At 45.4% G+C, this 16,823-nt stretch carries 19 protein-coding genes and 1 tRNA gene; 15 read left to right on the top strand and 5 right to left on the bottom strand.

Translation table 11 applies throughout. The annotated features are described in order from the left end of the window. Positions 1 to 54: 54 nt before the first annotated feature. Complete coding sequence (locus B9Y77_RS12435; RefSeq protein WP_085491846.1) at positions 55 to 558, bottom strand: O-acetyl-ADP-ribose deacetylase; 504 nt, start codon at positions 556 to 558, stop codon at positions 55 to 57. A 12-nt stretch (positions 559 to 570) separates the two neighbouring features. Then, positions 571 to 1,062, bottom strand: a complete 492-nt coding sequence (locus B9Y77_RS12430) for a hypothetical protein (protein WP_085491845.1) — start codon at positions 1,060 to 1,062, stop codon at positions 571 to 573. Between the two features lie 420 nt (positions 1,063 to 1,482). Here B9Y77_RS12430 and B9Y77_RS12425 point away from each other — a divergent pair, with 420 nt between their 5' ends. The 11 genes from B9Y77_RS12425 (at position 1,483) to B9Y77_RS12370 (ending at position 9,925) form a co-directional block, all read left to right on the top strand. Next, positions 1,483 to 1,887 carry a VOC family protein gene (locus tag B9Y77_RS12425; protein WP_085491844.1) on the top strand — a complete coding sequence of 135 codons (405 nt, stop codon included), beginning with the start codon at positions 1,483 to 1,485 and terminating at the stop codon, positions 1,885 to 1,887. Continuing rightward, the gene (locus tag B9Y77_RS12420) at positions 1,884 to 2,627 is read left to right on the top strand and encodes a hypothetical protein (RefSeq protein ID WP_085491843.1); all 744 of its coding nucleotides are present in this window, start codon (positions 1,884 to 1,886) and stop codon (positions 2,625 to 2,627) included. The genes B9Y77_RS12425 and B9Y77_RS12420 overlap by 4 nt, the downstream gene beginning before the upstream one ends. 346 nt (positions 2,628 to 2,973) lie before the next feature. Continuing rightward, positions 2,974 to 3,702 carry a hypothetical protein gene (locus tag B9Y77_RS12415; protein WP_085491842.1) on the top strand — a complete coding sequence of 243 codons (729 nt, stop codon included), beginning with the start codon at positions 2,974 to 2,976 and terminating at the stop codon, positions 3,700 to 3,702. Between the two features lie 816 nt (positions 3,703 to 4,518). Next, a complete protein-coding gene (locus B9Y77_RS12405; RefSeq protein ID WP_085491840.1) occupies positions 4,519 to 5,172 on the top strand; it encodes a 16S rRNA (guanine(527)-N(7))-methyltransferase RsmG in 654 nt (217 codons plus the stop codon). Then, positions 5,165 to 5,950 (top strand): ParA family protein, encoded by a 786-nt coding sequence (locus B9Y77_RS12400; protein ID WP_073443249.1) that lies wholly within the window; start codon positions 5,165 to 5,167, stop codon positions 5,948 to 5,950. The genes B9Y77_RS12405 and B9Y77_RS12400 overlap by 8 nt, the downstream gene beginning before the upstream one ends. A gap of 141 nt (positions 5,951 to 6,091) precedes the next feature. Next, complete coding sequence (locus B9Y77_RS12395; protein WP_085491839.1) at positions 6,092 to 7,090, top strand: ParB/RepB/Spo0J family partition protein; 999 nt, start codon at positions 6,092 to 6,094, stop codon at positions 7,088 to 7,090. A 12-nt stretch (positions 7,091 to 7,102) separates the two neighbouring features. Then, on the top strand, positions 7,103 to 7,903 hold the full coding sequence (locus tag B9Y77_RS12390) for a M23 family metallopeptidase (protein ID WP_073443252.1): 801 nt from the start codon (positions 7,103 to 7,105) through the stop codon (positions 7,901 to 7,903). A 9-nt stretch (positions 7,904 to 7,912) separates the two neighbouring features. Then, on the top strand, positions 7,913 to 8,269 hold the full coding sequence (locus tag B9Y77_RS12385; protein WP_073443254.1) for a bactofilin family protein: 357 nt from the start codon (positions 7,913 to 7,915) through the stop codon (positions 8,267 to 8,269). Between the two features lie 352 nt (positions 8,270 to 8,621). Then, positions 8,622 to 9,371, top strand: coding sequence for a metallophosphoesterase family protein (locus B9Y77_RS12380; RefSeq protein WP_085491838.1), 750 nt, complete (start codon positions 8,622 to 8,624; stop codon positions 9,369 to 9,371). 35 nt (positions 9,372 to 9,406) lie between these two features. After that, positions 9,407 to 9,478 (top strand) — tRNA-Met (locus B9Y77_RS12375). Between the two features lie 21 nt (positions 9,479 to 9,499). After that, positions 9,500 to 9,925, top strand: coding sequence for a hypothetical protein (locus B9Y77_RS12370; RefSeq protein ID WP_073443259.1), 426 nt, complete (start codon positions 9,500 to 9,502; stop codon positions 9,923 to 9,925). A 64-nt stretch (positions 9,926 to 9,989) separates the two neighbouring features. On the opposite strand, the gene B9Y77_RS16260 is transcribed toward B9Y77_RS12370, so the two are convergent. Further along, positions 9,990 to 11,312 (bottom strand): glycosyltransferase, encoded by a 1,323-nt coding sequence (locus B9Y77_RS16260; protein ID WP_254900024.1) that lies wholly within the window; start codon positions 11,310 to 11,312, stop codon positions 9,990 to 9,992. Then, the gene (locus B9Y77_RS12355; protein WP_073443261.1) at positions 11,309 to 11,773 is read right to left on the bottom strand and encodes a hypothetical protein; all 465 of its coding nucleotides are present in this window, start codon (positions 11,771 to 11,773) and stop codon (positions 11,309 to 11,311) included. The genes B9Y77_RS16260 and B9Y77_RS12355 overlap by 4 nt, the downstream gene beginning before the upstream one ends. A 28-nt stretch (positions 11,774 to 11,801) precedes the next feature. On the opposite strand from B9Y77_RS12355, the gene B9Y77_RS12350 reads away from it, so the two are divergent. The 3 genes from B9Y77_RS12350 to B9Y77_RS12340 all read left to right on the top strand — a co-directional run bounded on the left by B9Y77_RS12350 (position 11,802) and on the right by B9Y77_RS12340 (position 15,306). Further along, positions 11,802 to 13,670 (top strand): DUF4954 family protein, encoded by a 1,869-nt coding sequence (locus B9Y77_RS12350; RefSeq protein ID WP_085491837.1) that lies wholly within the window; start codon positions 11,802 to 11,804, stop codon positions 13,668 to 13,670. Between the two features lie 31 nt (positions 13,671 to 13,701). Next, on the top strand, positions 13,702 to 14,268 hold the full coding sequence (locus B9Y77_RS12345) for a M48 family metalloprotease (RefSeq protein ID WP_139829318.1): 567 nt from the start codon (positions 13,702 to 13,704) through the stop codon (positions 14,266 to 14,268). A 93-nt stretch (positions 14,269 to 14,361) separates the two neighbouring features. Continuing rightward, positions 14,362 to 15,306 carry a hypothetical protein gene (locus B9Y77_RS12340; RefSeq protein ID WP_085491835.1) on the top strand — a complete coding sequence of 315 codons (945 nt, stop codon included), beginning with the start codon at positions 14,362 to 14,364 and terminating at the stop codon, positions 15,304 to 15,306. Between the two features lie 89 nt (positions 15,307 to 15,395). Here the strand turns inward: B9Y77_RS12340 and B9Y77_RS12335 are convergent, their stop codons facing one another. After that, positions 15,396 to 15,581 (bottom strand): hypothetical protein, encoded by a 186-nt coding sequence (locus B9Y77_RS12335; RefSeq protein WP_073443269.1) that lies wholly within the window; start codon positions 15,579 to 15,581, stop codon positions 15,396 to 15,398. A 233-nt stretch (positions 15,582 to 15,814) separates the two neighbouring features. On the opposite strand from B9Y77_RS12335, the gene B9Y77_RS12330 reads away from it, so the two are divergent. Next, a complete protein-coding gene (locus B9Y77_RS12330; RefSeq protein ID WP_085491834.1) occupies positions 15,815 to 16,765 on the top strand; it encodes a WYL domain-containing protein in 951 nt (316 codons plus the stop codon). Positions 16,766 to 16,823: the final 58 nt, after the last annotated feature.

Below are 16,823 nucleotides of genomic sequence, written 5' to 3'. Positions count from 1 at the left end.
ATTTGCCGACGAAGTGTTGTTTTTACCGCACTTTTGACGCACGGTTTTTCACTACTAAATACGCTGCGATACATCTTGGTAGATTTTTTCCATTTGCGCGCTGAAGCAACAGAAGATGACCTTCTTGACATTGCGTGCGGAATATTCGCGAACCGTTTTCATGGCAATTTCGGTTGCCTCTTTCCAGGGGTAGCCATAAACGCCGGTAGAGATTGCGGGGAAGGCGACAGTTTCGCAGTTGTTTTCTTCGGCAAGAGCGAGGCAATTCTTGTAGCAAGATTCCAAAAGCTCAGGTTCACCATGTAAACCGTCCTGATAAACCGGACCCGGAGTATGGATTACGAACTTCGCCGGAAGCTTAAATCCGGGAGTGATTTTAGCCTGCCCCGTCTCACAACCTTTCAGGGGAATACACGCCTGCAAAAGTTTCGGACCCGCCGCACGATGGATTGCCCCATCAACACCGCCACCACCCAACAGAGAGCAGTTTGCCGCATTCACGATGGCATCGACTTTAAGCTTGGTAATATCTCCCTGGATAATCTCAATATCGATCATGAAAACCTCCATTTAAACCCAGATTCCGAGACCCGAAGGCAGGTTAAGAATGATGTTCATATAGGTGCGTTTTGAATTTACCAGATATCCCATTTCAAAATTCAATAAATCCATAAATGCACCTACGCGGGCAGACCCACCATATTCAAATCCGGTTTTTCTTTTATAACCGATTTCCGGCCCGACCGAAACCTTGAACATTGTCAAAGGTCCACCAAAAAACATATACTGTATCGTGGGCTGCAAATAAGCACCAAATGTAGGCGCCCAAAGAGCCTGGGTTCTGAGAGTCCACACCCACGAATGTTTCGGGACCTCATTTACTTGGGAGGTCGAAGCATAAAGAATATTGAAATTGCCAAATATCCAGTCGGCACCTACGGTAAAACTATTCATTCCGCCAATAAACAGATCCCAGGGAATCAGTGCAAGGCCGGATCCGTTCGAGTTAACTACAGCATTTTCTATTTTTTGGGATTCATTGGCAAAGGATGCGCTCGCCATGAAAAAGACTATTAAATAGGGGAGAAAGAATCAATAAAGTTTCATGCGATAAATATACTATATATAATAGGATTCTGCGACTCTCGGCTCATGTGTTGGAACTCTTCGAGTCCAACCTTAATCGGCTCGGAAATAGAAACAAATATATTTGTTTCTGCTTCACTCGCCTCATATTACGTTGGGACTACGATTACATCGTAGTCCTACACTCTTCGGTTTCCAAATAAAATATGCAAGCACATTTTTGCTTGGAAACCTCGGCTATGTTTCACGTGAAACAGTCGATAGCGAGTGTCGCGACGGGGTGCTCGCACACCGGCATGACCGAGTATGAGACTGTAGGACACGAAGTGTCCAAACATGTTCATGGTTTAGAGGGTCTTTTTTATTTGAATTAGGTATATTGTTTATAGAGGTTTTATGAAGATTGAACATATTGCCATTTGGGTCAGGGATATCGATAAGGTTTGTGAGTTCTACCGGAAATACTTCGGTGGGGTAGTCCACCCGATTTACCACAACCCAGCAAAACAATTTACCAGCCGATTTGTCACCTTCGACGACGGTGCCCGCCTAGAAATCATGCATCGTCCTGATATACGTGTTGAACGAAATGTTGGGACTGTCGAGATGTTTCACGTGGAACATCTTGGCTTCACCCATCTTTCCTTTTCCGTTGGTTCAAAAGAAGAGGTAGACCACCTGACCCAACAAATGTCTTCCGAAGGCGTACCTGTTGTAGGTCAACCTCGAACTACCGGCGACGGGTATTACGAAAGCGTCGTCCTCGACCCCGAAGGCAACAGAATAGAGATTACTATATGATCAAAAAGATACTTTTCATATTCCTTATATCCATATCTTTTGCTTTTGCAAACATATCCGCATTGGAAGATCCAGTGCAGGATTCTGCTTTTTCTGTAGAACTCAGCAACATCTACGAAAACAAATACAACCCCTTCAATGTATTATTCTTGGGAGGGATAGGATATACATCCACCAAACGAATTGAAGTGGATGTAATTTGCATGAGCGCACAAAACTTGGGGAGCAAGCTTTTTGGTATTGATAGGCTACTTGCAGACTATACATTTTTACGATTCGACCGCAGGTTCGAAAGGACTGAAGGCGAAAAGAAAATCAACGATTTATCAATCGGAAGCGCTGTATCATTTTTAGGATTTGGCATTCTCGGAATGGCAGCCCCAAATGAAAGCACTTTACAGAAAATAGCAATGGGAGGCATGTGGCTTGCATCCGGAACAACAAAGTACATATTATATGGAAACAATCTCTCTGGAGTTGCAATAGCCGAAAGTCATGCTATAGAATGGTTCCTCAGATCCGAAGAAAAAGAAAACAAATCTCATTATTCAATCAAAGAATTCGGTTTCATCGAAGAAGTGGGGATACAATTTGGAATTTTCTTAGCTCATGTAACAGCAGGTGTATCTTTTGAAATTACCAACAAGCAACACAACATCGGATGGTTCTTAAAGATGATTACGCTTCCGATACCTATGGAAAGATTTCCTCATACAAGAGAACAAACCATATCTCACTAATATATTGTTTGGACTATGATTTCATCATAGTCCTACACTCTGCGGATACCAAATAAGAACATACAAGTATGTTTTTGCTTGGTATCCTTGATTGTGTTTGGACTCTTCGAGTCCTACATGCTCATGCTCGGTCATAAAAATATGCAAGCATATTTTTGCGACACTCACTATCGCATGTTTCACGTGAAACCTTTACACGGCGAATGCAGCGTCCATACTTGTATAGGCGAGCATGTTAGACTGCAATAAAGTTACGGTCCAAACACTTGCATATCCCCTTCTATTTGATTAGATTTACACACAACTTAACTATTTTATTCATTACCACATTTTTCTTGGGGGAGTCATGAAATCTAAAATACTTCTTTTAGCGGCAGCACTTTTCATTGCCTGTAGCGACGATTCTAGCAGTACATCCGCTAATAACATTACTACCAATAATGGTCAAAATATAGCTGATCCATCTTACACCAACTGTATCCGAACAATCCTCGAACTCCAAAGTGCAGAATTTTCTTTCTTCAGCGAAGACGGTTTATTTATAGACAGCGCATATTGGGATAAGGGTACAGCAAATAACAGAGGCAATTCCATCTATATTTATAAAGCCTACTGGACCGATACTCATCTCGACAGCACCTACGAGGCAAATCTCCGAGATGGCGAATGGACATACCAAACCACCATCAACACCACAGAAACCAAATTCATTCGCGAAGGCAACATCAGTACACTCATTTCAACGAAAGACGGAATCAGCGACACCACCATTATCTACTTTGATGGAGATTCCCTAGCCAGCACATACACCGATGAAGGGAGAAAATACACCAGCATTTACGTTTTGAAAAATGATACTATATTTAGACCTAATCAAAACCAGATTATAGTCATGGATGAGAACGACAGCAATACCTGTTACCAGAAAGATATTTACTACGATGGAGAATGGGTTGCCTGGAATCGTTACGAAGTAGGGATTAAGAATGGAATGCTCACGATGACCAGAACATATATCGAAGACGGGCTAGATCATAAGACCGTGACTTTCTTCATGCACCGTCGCAAACAATAATACTTCAGACTTTTATAGATTCACCTCCTCCCTAAATAGGGAGGATTTTTTTATGTTTGGACTATAGCAAAGCCACAGTCCAACACCCATCGGTCAGCAAATAAAAAAATGCAAGCATTTTTTCGCTTTCTGACCTCGGCTGTGTTTCACGTGAAACCTCTACAGGGCGAATGTAGCGCCCATACTTGTATGGGCATTACTGAGCCCCAAGAGGTAGGACAAAGTGTCCAAACAATCGCAAACCGAGGAAGCGGCGGGAAACTTGTTTACCGACATTTCCGAGGTGCAGCAAGTTGGCTCCGAAGGAGCAAACTCGATAGCGGGAGTCGTGACGGGGTGCTTGCACACCGGCATGACCGAGCATGAGATTGTAAGACTATAACGAAGTTATAGTTTCAACAAAAGGGAAATTCCCGCTCGATGGCGGGAATGACAATAAGAAAAATTTCAGTTTTTGCGCAAGCGCGAACTCAGCGGCTCGGTCATGAAAACAAGCAAGCTTTTTTCGCGACGCTCGCTTTAACAGTTTTTCAACATTTATCAAAATGTTATCAACATATATTTTATGATTTTTATAGGGCAGGGGAGTTTGTGAATTGTTTTCTAAAAAAGTTATACTAAATTTCAATTCGGAACAGAAATGTTTGGACACTTCGTGTCCTACCTTAATCGCCTCGGTCATAGAACATACAAGTATGTTCTGCGACTCTCGGCTCATAAGGTTTCACGTGGAACATTTTTGTTTCACTACGCAAAAGTTCTAGCAAAACTTAACTGGATCCTTCCCCTTGCGGGTCAGGATAACGTCAAAAAAATTTGAATTACAAAACTAACAAAGCGCAGCAAGATCTTTTGAACCAGTTCCTTTCGGGACATGGTGTGCAGCTGTCCGAAGAGACTCTCGACAAGCTTTACCAGTTTGCAGACTTGGTAGTGGACACCAAGGAATATGGTAACTTGATTTCGGCAAAGGATTCTGAAAAGTTTTTAAGCAGGCACATTGCCGACTCTCTCGTTCCCTTTGTGTTTTTAGGAAAGGAAATTTCCACTCAAGGTGACAAACTCCGTTGGGCCGATATGGGTGCTGGTGCAGGTTGCCCAGTTTTCCCGCTTGCGATTGCCATGCCGAACGTTCAGTTCTATGCTGTCGAACCACGCCACATGCGCGTAAACTTTATGCAGATGGTCAAGGAAAAACTCCACTTGGATAACTTGACCATCGTCGGCAAGCGCTTTGAAACTTCCGGCCTGACCGACCTTGACTTTATCAGTTGCCGCGCCCTCTCGACTTTTGAAAACGACTGGGAACGAGCCCAGGCAGGTCTCAAGCACGGCGGAACTTTTGTCACGCTGAAGAGCTTCAACAATATTGCCCATTTGGAAAACGATCCGAAAGTGCATATCCAGAAGTATGAACTTCCAGAAGAAGAACAGGTGTACGCTTTAGTCACCCGAGGTAATAATGAGTAAAATTATCGCCATATGCAACCAAAAAGGTGGCGTCGGTAAAACTACAACGGCTGTGAACTTGGCCGCTAGTTTTGCAGCCCTTGAAAAGAAGACCCTTCTTTTAGACATGGACCCTCAGGGTAATGCCTCTCAAGGTCTTGGTTTCATGGAATCCCAGGATATGGATATCCACGAAATTCTGGACATGGCTGGTAATCCGGACAATCTCACGCTCGAAAATATCAAGCCAGCCATTTTGGACACGTCGCTTGAATACCTCAAGGTCATCACTTCTGGACCTGACCTTGCCGTCATGGAAATTGAACTTGTCAACGTCATGAGTCGCGAACGCAGACTCGAACGCGTGATGAACGTTCTCAAGCAGGAGTTCGATTTCATTATCATCGACGCTCCTCCGAGCCTGAACTTGCTCACAATTAATACACTGACAGCCGCAACGAGCGTGCTCATTCCGGTGCAGTGTGAATATTATGCATTACAGGGTATGACTGAACTTTTCAAGACAATTCGTGAAGTCCAAAAGAATCTGAACTCCAACTTGAAAATCGAAGGTGCCCTCCTCACGATGTACGATTCCCGTCTAAGCCTTTCGAAGCAGGTCGCTGAAGAAGTTCGTGAAAACTTAAGCGATACCGTTTTCCAGACGATGATTCCGCGCAACGTGAAACTCTCCGAAGCTCCGTCCCACGGCAAGCCGGTCATCCTTTACGATGTGCAGAGCACAGGTTCGCAGTCGTACATGAAGCTCGCCGAAGAAATACTGAATAAGGAAAAGTAGACCCTGTCAATAGTCATTGGTCTTTAGTCATTAGTTTTAACAGCTACATAGATGCATAACTTTTAACTAACAACCATTGACTAGTAACTAACAACTACTAACTTTTAACTAATAACCATTGACTAACAACTAGAAACTATTATGGGTAAACAAGCACTTGGTCGCGGTCTCTCTGCAATTTTTAAGGCACACGATGTTCTCGGCAACTCTGTCGATAACGCTATCAACAATACCGCTACAAACGAAAACGTAAATCCGGACAATCAGAAAATCGTCGAAATCAATATCGACTTGATTGACCCGAACCCGTTCCAGCCGCGTAAGTTCTTCGACGACGATGAACTTGTCGAACTTGCTGAAACTATCGAAAAGCACGGCCTTATCCAGCCGATTGCTGTCCGCAAGGTGGGCGACCGCTACCAGATCATCAGCGGTGAACGCCGTACCCGTGCATCGAAACTTGCCAACTGCAGAACCATCAAGGCTCAGGTTTACGACAATCTCGACGACAAGACCATGAGCGAATGGGCACTCATCGAGAACATCCAGCGCGTGGACTTGAACCCGATCGAAGTAGCACAGTCCTACCAGCAGTTGATTGACAACCACAATTACACGCACGACGATTTGGCAAAGACGGTCGGCAAGTCCCGTTCCGCCATCACGAACGCACTCCGTCTTTTGAAGCTCCCGAACCAAGTGCAGGCCTGGATTCAGGAAGGCAAACTCGCAGGCGGTGCCGCCCGTGCTCTCTGCAGTGAAAAAATTGCAGACCCGGAAGCTCTCGCAAAGCGCGTCATCGAAGAAGGCTTGAACGTCCGTCAGATCGAAGCTATTGCTCGCGGCGAAGATCCGTTCGCCCAGGCAAAAGACGAAGTAGAGGCAAGAGAAGGCGAACCTGAAAATGGCGCAGCCGCTCCCGAAGAAGATGAAATGCCGGAAGTCCACGGTAGCGAACCGAGACCGAAGCCGGAACTCAGCGCTGATCTCAAGAATTTCGAAAACAGGCTCGAAACATTTTTCGGTACAAAGGTTGCACTCAACCCGAACGCCAAGGACCAGACCAAAGGCACCATCGTCATCAACTATTATTCCATGGATGACCTGACAAGAATTCAGGAAATAATGGACAACCGCTAACGGTAAAGAATCGTGAGTCGTAAGTATTACACTATCCAGATTATTCCGGAAAACACGACCGGTGCAAGGAAGTACCGCATATCGAGCAAGCAGTTTTGGTTGTTCCATATCGGGCTTGTCCTAGTCGCTATCATTCTTATTTTGTTCATTGTCCATATCGCAAAAATCAACAAGACTCTTGCGAACTATGAAAAGATGCGCGTGCATAACGCCCAGCTGATCAAGCAAAACGCAAACTATGAAGAGCTCTTCTCGAGACTTGATTCGCTATGGATCATGGAAAATAGAATCCAGAATATCTTCGAGACGTTCCTCGAAAACGACTCCAACAAAATCAACAGCATCATTGAGCGCAACCGCTTTGCGCATGTGCCTTCTGCGAAAAACCAAATCGATTTTGAAGGTATCCACAACTGGCTTACGACTGACGAAAAAATCCGCCTGGAACGAATTCCGAACGTAATCCCGGCAGTTGGCATCATCAGCAAGAAGTTCTCGTACGAAAACAAGCACCTGGGAATTGACATTTCTGCACGCAAGGGGAACCCGGTCTTTGCATCGGGAAGCGGCAAGGTCACATTTGCAGGTAATAGTGGCGACCTTGGAAACACAGTTGTCATTGATCACCAAAACGGATACAAGTCATCCTACTCGCACCTCAAGAGTATCAGAACCCGAAGAGGAGCGAACGTCACAAAAGGCGATGTCATTGGCTACGTAGGCGATACCGGCAATACGAGTGGTCCACACTTGCATTACTCTGTAACCAAGAACAACTTACCGCAAGATCCAGAAACAATATTTACATACTAGAGGCAAATTATGGGGAGCAAAAACGAACAGGAATTTACTCAAGTTGGAAGAAATGTCCAAGTTAATGGCGACATTATCGGAAAGACAGATATACGAATTGCGGGTAAGGTCAAGGGAAAGGTTTTAGTCGAAGGAGAACTAATTCTCGAAAAACTTGCAAGTATTGAAGGCGACGTTAAATGTAACGCCGCTATTCTTGCTGGTAATATAAAAGGAAATGTTGACTGCAAGAGCAAGCTCATCCTTGAAGACAATGCAAAAATTATTGGAAACGTAAAAGCAGAACAGCTCGTCATCAACGAAGGTGCCATCTTACAAGGCAATTGCGACATGAACGAAACGCCTGCAAGCAAGAAGGAAAAGTAATCAACCACCTATATTAAATAATACTAGATATATTTATATATAGTAATTAGTATTTAATATAGTGAATAGTGGATAGAAATTTCAAATCAAAACTCTAAGTCTATGATAATCAACGAGTTACGAGAATAAAGAAAATGTGGATTAATGTTGAAAATTTAAAATCTATTCACTTTTTTCAATGTTGATAGATGTTGAACCTGAATTTTCAATGTTAATTCACTAAATGGTCACGAAAGTATGTTGAAGATTGTGTGACAAAGTTCACAAAACTATGGACTTTATTACAAAAAGCACAAAAAAACATGTAAAGTTTTCATTTTCTAGTCTCAAAAGCTATATTCTACGTAGTTGTATGGAAAAACAAGTTCTTAAGATAGGTCAGATATCTGATACTCACATTGGTGATGGTGCGAGCCTTGTTCAAGATATTGATGTCTGCAAGAACTTCCTTACGGCATATAATTCACCAACCATGAAAGATTTGGATCTTTTGGTGATTTCCGGAGATTTAGCCGATAACGCAACGCCGGGTGCCTATTCTTATATTGCTGATATTATAAAAGACTGCAAAGTTCCAGTTTGCATCATTCCGGGAAACCATGATAATCTTGAAATCATGGGGAAGTATTTTGACTTGAACGGAAAAATTCACAACGGCAAGTGCTATTACCGTTATGATATCGATGGCCGTTCCATTTTCTTCTTGGACAGTGCGGACGGTACAGTTTCGAGTGAACAGCTTTCGTGGCTTGAGCAGGAAACGTCAAAGATTGATGACGAGGTTTTGCTGTTCCTCCATCATCCGCCTTGCCTTTGTGGACACAAGTTCATGGATTTAAGATATTCCATGAAGAATATCGTGGAAGTCCAGGCGACGCTTTCGAAGATTAAGAATCTCAAGCATATTTTTGTGGGACATTACCACAGCGAAATGACGGTCCAGCTTGAAGACAAGACTGTGTATGTAACTCCGTCGACGCAGATGCAGATTAACCCGAATATTTCGGTATTTAGTTTGAGTTCTGCCGCACCGGCATGGCGCGTGATTGAATGGGGCGAAAATTTTATGGAAACTAGGGTTTATTTTTCAAATACCCCTTGAAATTCTAAAAGTGATTTACTAAATTTGCAATCAATGGCGGTTTAGCTCAGCGGTAGAGCACTGGAATCATAATCCATTGGTCCGGGGTTCAAATCCCTGAACCGCTATTACAAAAAAAAGAGGCGAGCATGTCAAAAAAAATTCTAGTAATTTCCCTTTTGGCTATCGCCTCTTTTTTTGTTTCTTGCTCTGACAAGAAGCCAGAAGCAAAAGCTTCAAGCCAGGTCGTGTTGCCGCAGTCGCAGCCGATTGTTCCTGTGCTTCCGTTCACGGCTCCTGCAAAATCCCTTATCACTGTTGAAAAGGCAACTGTCTACGCAAAGGCAAGCAATGGTCTTGTGGAACTTGGCGTGATGTGGTCTGCGAAAATTGACAATGCCAAGGATTTTGAAAAGATCCAGATTCTTAATGCTTACAATGTGGCTCGTGATCAGCTTTGTGCACGTGCCGGTTTGCAGGGTGGCATTGCTGAATTCGACTGGATTACGAATGTAGCCATGAAGAATCCAGACAACAGGCTCGCTTTCGAGAAAGCTGGATTTAAGGTTCAGTAATTATTAAGCTTTAGGTGTTAAATGCACCACAATGAATGCCGCGAAAACTCGCGGTTTTTTTTGTTTATTGCTGAAGACGTTTATAGACTTCCATCTGGCGTTCGATGATGCCGTCCCAGGTGAAGCATTCGTCGATGCGTTTGCGGGCGCCGGCGAGAAGTTTTTGAATCAATGTAGGGTCTACTTCGAGACGCTTGAAGGCGTCGGCAAGAGCGACAGGGTCTTTTTCAGGAACGAGAATTCCGGATTCTCCGTCGACAACGACATCTGGGATGCCACCGACATTGCTTGCGACAATCGGCAGTCCAAGTTCCATAGCTTCGATGAGCACGACTCCGAGTCCTTCGGTGTCGCCTTTGTGATCGACGATAGCCGGGAGCGTGAAGACGTTTGCAGTCCTGTATTCGTTTGCGAGATCTTCAGGCGAGAGCTTGCCTGTGAAAATTATATCTGCTGGTTGATTTCCTTGACTGGATCCTTCGACTCCGCCCCGATGGGCTTCGCTCAGGATGACACCTCTCTCGTCTAATAAAGTCGCTTGTTGCTTAAGCTGTTCGGTCAAGTCACCGACACCGACGATGCGGATTTCAAACTTGTCTCTGGGCAAGTATTTTGCAGCTTCGATGAGGTAGCAGATTCCCTTGCGTTCGATGTGTCGCCCGACAAAGAGAATTTTGAACTTGCCGTTCACAGCATGAGGAATAATCGTGACTGGATCCTTCGACTCCACTACGTTTCGCTCAGGATGACACGAAGCGTTATTTTCGTTTCTAGTCTGTAAGGCTTCGTCCGTTCTCGTCTCAAGTGTGGTTCCGTACGGACTCCATTCGACATCCACGTTGCGGAGCGCCTTGATTTTACCGGCGGTGAAACTCGAGTTTGCAAAGATTGCCTGTGCCTGTCCGATGGCAAATTTCAAGAGAGGCTTGACCCACTTCTTTTTGCGGATGAGCAGAAGTTCTGCACCGTGAAAGTTCAGCACGAGCGGAATTTTAAAAAGCTTGGCGGCGCCGAGCGCAATGTAAGCATGCGGGAACGGCCAGTGTGCGTGGATTACGTCAGGGTGCCACTTGCGGCAAATCCTGATGCACTGGAAAAATCCGTTGATGATGTAGGGAATGGCAAGCAGCTGCAACCACGGCTTGGATGCCATCTTGCTTGGGGCGCCTTCCTCATGCGTGAGGATTTCCCAATTTGCAAATGCGTAGCGGAAACGGTTTACGTGCGTTCCGTCGATGTCATGGCTCTTGAGTCCTTTGTAGGCAGGGGCGAGCACCTGGATTTCGGCACCCGCTTTTTTCAGGTGCGCGATAGAAGTGCGCAGCCAAGGGACTTCGGCGTCTTCTTGAAATCTTGGATAGACGGAGCCTATGACGAGAACTTTCATTGTTCCTGCTTTGCGGCTTGCTGTGCCTGAATATCCTGAATGCAACTCGGATAGACGATTGGCTTTACGTTGTTCTCAAGCACGAGGTTCATGATCTCGAAATTGTGCTTGCTTGCGGTACGAATAAAGCGACCTGCAAGGCGCATCCAGCCATCAATTTTAGAATCGAGGAGCAGAAGCCCTATTCCGCTTTCGTGTTCGAGGAATCCGAGAACGTCGTTTCCGCGTTTGTTCTTGGAAAGCGCTTCTAGGAAGATGTTCCAGAATTGCTGGGAGTTGGTCTCATTCCCGAGAACACTGTCTATGGTTTCGAAGTCGAATTCGACATACACGAAGGAACTGTTGTCCTCGTCGCTGCGGATAATTTCTTCCTGACAACGTCTCTCAAAAATATCTTCCGTATAGATGGAGATATTATATTGATGTTTTTTTATTAGGTTGAAGAGGTAGTCCTTCATCATCGCCCCTAATTTAGTCTATTTTTTAGCCATGCAGCGATTGTTGAAATTGAAAAAAGCGCTGAAGAGCAGTGTTTTGGCTACTTCGGTCGAGAATTTTAAGGTAATTAGGTCCGCAACTGGCAAGTACCGTCCGATGACGGCATTTGAAATCCAGATTTTGGAAAAAAACGGGAACAGTTGTGATGACTGGTCGAAGGTGCTGGTCGAGCCCGACTTCGACCCGAACCGCATTTTCCGCTCGAGTTTCATGGGCGATGTGCGCCTCCCAAAGTTTTTTGGCACACTCCTCTTGCCGGGCGATGTTTCGGTCGCTACAGGTATTTATGATTGCATGGTGCATAACTGCATTATCGAGAATGCCTTGATTTACAAGGTCTCGACGTTGAGCAACGTGCTTGTGCGCAGTAGCGCGGTTGTGCAGAATGTGGGCACGCTCGTCAGCAGTGGCAAGATCAATTACATGGTCGGTTCGTCGATTAACGTGGGTAACGAGATGGGCGGCCGTGAGGTGCTGGTGTTCCCGGAACTCACGACGGAGCTTGTCGACTTGCAGCTTTTCCACAAGGCTGAACAGAGCGTCCAGGATTCTTTTGCTGAAATGCTCAGCACGTACAGGTCTGAACTTGCACTCCCGTTTGGAATTGTGGGGAAGGGCGCAGTTGTTTCGAATACGAACATTATCCGCAATAGCTGGATTGGTGCGCATGCCCGCATCGAAGGTGCTGCAAAGATTCGCAATTCCATCATCATGAGTTCGCTTGAAGAATCGAGCCATGTCTACGATTCCGTGATTCTCGAAAATACGAATGTGCAGATGGGCGTTAAGGTGCATACGGGCGCCGAGGTCCAGAGTTCCGTGCTGATGAGCCGTTGCAAGGTGGGGAGCAAGGCTATTGTGAAGTCATCTATCATTGCGCCGTGCTGCCATATCGAAGAAGGTGAAGTCAATAGTTCTTACATGGGACCGATGACGCAGATGCACCACCACTCGCTTTTGATTGCGGCGCTTTGGCCGGAAGGCTGTGGCAACTTGGGCTATGGTGCAAACGTCGGTAGTAACCACACAGGTCGTATGCCGGACCAGGAAGTGATGCCGGGTCAGGGCATGTTCTTTGGTCTTGGCGTGAACATCAAGTTCCCGTCGAATTTCCGCGAGTCTCCGTTTACTTTGATTGCAAGCGGCCTCACGACTTTGCCACAACGACTCAAGTTCCCGTTCTCGCTGATCCATGCGGGCGACCCGCAGCTGGTGGGTGTGGCTCCACGCCTTAACGAAATTGTGCCGGGCTGGAACTATTCGAAGAATACGTATGCGCTCGACCGCAATGCGTACAAGTATGCTATCCGCGGCAAGGGCATTGTGCCTTCTACGTTCTACTCGATTTACAATCCTGAAACAGCTCGATTGGTGTTTGATGCTTACAACCGCTTGCAGGTGGTGAAGGTCAAGGACGTTTATACGAAATCTGATATTGACGGTCTTGGTGAAAACTTCTTGCGCGAACGCGTACGACAAAATGCCATCAAGACGTATGGTGAATATCTGGAACGTTACGTGCTCGATTTGATGCTTACGCTTGTGGAAGGCGACGAATCGCTCTCGAAGCAGTCTCCACGCGAATTGCGTAAATTGCTTGGCGAAACGAACAAGGAACTTGCACGAGTCGTGACGCTCCCAGAGACAATGGACGAATTGGTCAAGCGTTACAGACAGCTCGACAAGGAATGGTTTGATAGCGTAAGTCATGGCTTGGATCGCGACAACGAACGCGGTCGAAAGATTTTTGACGATTACGATAGCGCCCATCCGGTGGACAAGGGATTCGTGGAGTGGGAAAAGACCCGCTTTGAAGAATCGATCAAGCGCTTGAATGCTATTGTGAAAATTATCGCTTAGGCATTGATTGAACTGCGCAAATATTTCTGTTATGTTGTTATATATTTTACTTTGTCTTGAAATTGCGTTGCGTGTTGCGATTGAAGTTCGAGAACGCAGGTTGACGCAGTTGCGTGGTGGCGTTTTTGCCGTATTGCGATTGATTCCGCTAATAAACGATATTGTGCCGCTTCCGGAAAACCGCAGGGAACCGCAGAAAAGCCAGTTCGTGGAAAAGCACGAAGAAGGTCATCGCGTTTTGCGCCATTCGATTTTGCGTAATCTGATGAAGGTGGCGTTCTTGATGGTTGCCGTGTGGTTCTTGGCGGCAATGGTCACCCGTTGGAACGTGAGCTTTTTTGAATCGATTTTGTGGCTGCATTTAGTAGCGATTCCGTTCCGTTATCTTTTCAATTGGTATTGCTGGACTCAGGAATTCGAAGCGGATGCGTATGCGTTTAAGGAATTGGGTAAGCAGAAAGCAAAAGCTGCCATGCAGGAACTTGCCGAATGCGAAATTCCGTACACGAAGCTTTTTGCATCGATTTACAGGGAACACCCGACCGTCGCATTGCGCAGCCAAAGAATGCTGAAGAAAGTGATAAATAGTAGGCAGTAGAAAGTAGGCGGTAGGAAGGAGTGCCGCAATCTAGAGCGGTGTGCGGTTTGTTTACGATTTGAATTTTTTGTATATTCCCTTTTGAGGTTTAAGATGTCTCGTTTTACTTCATTGAAAAGTTTCAAATTCCTTTTTTCGCTTGCGTTACTTTTAGTTGTTTCTGCTAATGCTTTTGACTTGACGGTCAAGGCGAATGTCGATAACGCACAGGTCTTTATCGGCGATAAGTTCAATTACGAAATCCAGGTCACGGCGCCTGAAAATGCGATTGTCGATTTACCGAGCTTTGTCGGTAACCTTGGCAGCTTTGAAGTCAAGGAAATGAAGAATGAAAAAATTACCGAAGGCATGCCCAAAGGCACGGCGAAGTTCACATGGCTTGCAACGCTCAATACATTTGTGAGCGGTGACTTTTTGATTGCTCCGCAAGAAGTGAATGCTGTTGTCGGGACCGATACGGTCAAGACGCATACGGACCCGGTCGCGGTCAAGGTTTCTAACCGTACGACTGGCGAAGAAGCAGATATCCTCGAAGTGGAAAATCCGCTGAGCGACCCGAGACTCCCGCAGTGGCTTTATGTAATGCTCGCTGTGCTTGGCGTTGCATTGCTCGTATTCCTTGGCTGGTTCTTGCACAAGAAATTTGCAAAGCGCGGTGAAGCTCCGCAGCTCCCGCCGTACGAAGAGGCTGTGCTTGCTCTCAAGAATTTGCGCAACAAGAATTACCTTGCCGAAGGCAATCAAGGCGATTACTTCATGTCGCTTGGGTTTATTACACGTCGTTACATTGAGCGCCGTTTTGAAGTCGATATTCTTGATGCGACTGTCGCGGAACTCAAGAAGCGCATGGCACATGTCGCAGGGCTCCCGCAGGCATACAAGGAATCCGTGGTAACGCTTGCCGTTGAAACGGAACCGGTGAAGTTTGCGAAGATGAAGCTCGAAGGCGAACGCTGCAAGTTCTGGGACGAATGGGCTGATCGACTGCTCGAAGATACGAAACCTGATCCTGAAGCCGTTCGCGCCCAAAGTAAATAGAAAGTGTAAGAGGCACTCACTCTCGCGACCATGCTTCATTAATATGAAGCACTTGTCGCTCACGGCCGGAAGAAGAAAAAAAGTAGAACTTAGTTGTTACTTTGTTCTTCTGGGATAGATTCCAAAAGATCATCAAGCATGTTCATGTATTTGTCAATTTCTTGAGCCGTCTTTTCGATATCTTCAGCAGCTGCTTCTAGTTCTTTTATTTCTGTTTCGAGTTCGTTCAAGGCGATATCGAGTTCGGTGTCGTTGGTTTTTGTTGTGGTAGCCATAGTGGTCTCCATTTTGATGTTTTTATCTCTTTTGCCATTAATTTAACTGATTTTTCTATGTGCTCAAATAGGCAATATTTTTGCGTTCTGAAAGTTGGAACTTTTGGAAAGTGCAATATTGCGGAAATTGGTTGAAAATGCGCAAAATCTTTGGTGCAAGCCAAAAAAAATGGAACTTTTAAATTTTGAACGTGAACGTACAAAAGTAACGCTATTAAAATTATCTTTAAGGTATGATTAGCGTTTCTCAAAAAATTAAGGTGGCTTCGTCGCATTTGTTGCGTAGCCAGATGGAGCTCGATGTCGAAGATTATGGGCTCAAGGGAATTGGCGACTTGTGTAATCGCATTCTTGCACGCTATGCGGAATTCCCCGTGCCGGATGCCACCCAGCTAGCGATAGATGATATTTTGTACAAAAATATTCCGCCGCTCCAGTTTTCGCTTTCCAAGACTGGCGAAAGTTTTGCAAATTATGCGAATAATTTGGGGACTGCCCGTAATGTCAAGGTGGCGGCTCTTTGCCGATACTATTTTGAAAGTTATGTCAATCTCCCGCGAGGGAAACGCGAGTGTTTTATCTTTCATGATGATTTGAATAAACTATTAAATGCCATTGAAAAGCGCGTCAATGTGACGCTGAATTATCGTGGGGAAGTGAAAAACGTTTCGCCCTGCTTTTTGGCATTTTCGCCATCGCAAGTCCGCGCGTATGTTGTTGTATGCGGTGGTGATACTAATAAGCCTATACCAAATCGTTTCTATTCGCTTCGACTTTGCCACATCAGGGGAGTCGCTGCCGACTTAGAAAGCAGTGCGTATCATTGCGAAAATTTTGATCTCTCGCATCAGGCAGACCTTTACCGCGAGCATTTTGACCCGTTCCTCTGTTACGGACAAAATGTCAAAGTGCGTTTTACGGAGAAAGGTGCCGAACGCTACAACAAGCTCGTCACAAATCGCCCTAAAGTTATTGCGATGGATAATGCGTGCGACAAGACACCCGCGAAAATGGATTGTGCAGAAGTCCGTGGTGCTGGTGATTACACTTTCGAATGCTCCGAGAAACTCGCAAAAATCTATTTCCCGCAGTTCCTTGCTGAAGCAGAAATCCTTGAACCGCGAGAACTGCGTCTCTGGTTCAAGGAAGAGTTTGAAAAAGCAGGGAAGGTGTATTGTGGGTAAAGTAAAAAACTCCTCCACAGGGGAAGAGTGATGAATATGGTTTTGCTGTTAAGATTAA

It is taken from the genome of Fibrobacter sp. UWB13 (genome assembly GCF_900177805.1).
Taxonomy (GTDB): Bacteria; Fibrobacterota; Fibrobacteria; order Fibrobacterales; family Fibrobacteraceae; genus Fibrobacter.
Note: the sequence above shows the minus strand (reverse complement) of the source record. Positions and strands in the feature narration are given on the sequence as shown.

Excerpts from the sequence above, each read along its gene's own strand:
- B9Y77_RS12435 (WP_085491846.1), bottom strand. The coding sequence starts at position 558 with ATGATCGATATTGAGATTATCCAGGGAGATATTACCAAGCTTAAAGTC.
- B9Y77_RS12430 (WP_085491845.1), bottom strand. The coding sequence starts at position 1,062 with ATGGCGAGCGCATCCTTTGCCAATGAATCCCAAAAAATAGAAAATGCT.
- B9Y77_RS12425 (WP_085491844.1), top strand. The coding sequence starts at position 1,483 with ATGAAGATTGAACATATTGCCATTTGGGTCAGGGATATCGATAAGGTT.
- B9Y77_RS12420 (WP_085491843.1), top strand. The coding sequence starts at position 1,884 with ATGATCAAAAAGATACTTTTCATATTCCTTATATCCATATCTTTTGCT.
- B9Y77_RS12415 (WP_085491842.1), top strand. The coding sequence starts at position 2,974 with ATGAAATCTAAAATACTTCTTTTAGCGGCAGCACTTTTCATTGCCTGT.
- B9Y77_RS12400 (WP_073443249.1), top strand. The coding sequence starts at position 5,165 with ATGAGTAAAATTATCGCCATATGCAACCAAAAAGGTGGCGTCGGTAAA.
- B9Y77_RS12395 (WP_085491839.1), top strand. The coding sequence starts at position 6,092 with ATGGGTAAACAAGCACTTGGTCGCGGTCTCTCTGCAATTTTTAAGGCA.
- B9Y77_RS12385 (WP_073443254.1), top strand. The coding sequence starts at position 7,913 with ATGGGGAGCAAAAACGAACAGGAATTTACTCAAGTTGGAAGAAATGTC.
- B9Y77_RS12380 (WP_085491838.1), top strand. The coding sequence starts at position 8,622 with ATGGAAAAACAAGTTCTTAAGATAGGTCAGATATCTGATACTCACATT.
- B9Y77_RS12370 (WP_073443259.1), top strand. The coding sequence starts at position 9,500 with ATGTCAAAAAAAATTCTAGTAATTTCCCTTTTGGCTATCGCCTCTTTT.
- B9Y77_RS16260 (WP_254900024.1), bottom strand. The coding sequence starts at position 11,312 with ATGAAAGTTCTCGTCATAGGCTCCGTCTATCCAAGATTTCAAGAAGAC.
- B9Y77_RS12355 (WP_073443261.1), bottom strand. The coding sequence starts at position 11,773 with ATGATGAAGGACTACCTCTTCAACCTAATAAAAAAACATCAATATAAT.
- B9Y77_RS12350 (WP_085491837.1), top strand. The coding sequence starts at position 11,802 with ATGCAGCGATTGTTGAAATTGAAAAAAGCGCTGAAGAGCAGTGTTTTG.
- B9Y77_RS12345 (WP_139829318.1), top strand. The coding sequence starts at position 13,702 with ATGTTGTTATATATTTTACTTTGTCTTGAAATTGCGTTGCGTGTTGCG.
- B9Y77_RS12340 (WP_085491835.1), top strand. The coding sequence starts at position 14,362 with ATGTCTCGTTTTACTTCATTGAAAAGTTTCAAATTCCTTTTTTCGCTT.
- B9Y77_RS12335 (WP_073443269.1), bottom strand. The coding sequence starts at position 15,581 with ATGGCTACCACAACAAAAACCAACGACACCGAACTCGATATCGCCTTG.
- B9Y77_RS12330 (WP_085491834.1), top strand. The coding sequence starts at position 15,815 with ATGATTAGCGTTTCTCAAAAAATTAAGGTGGCTTCGTCGCATTTGTTG.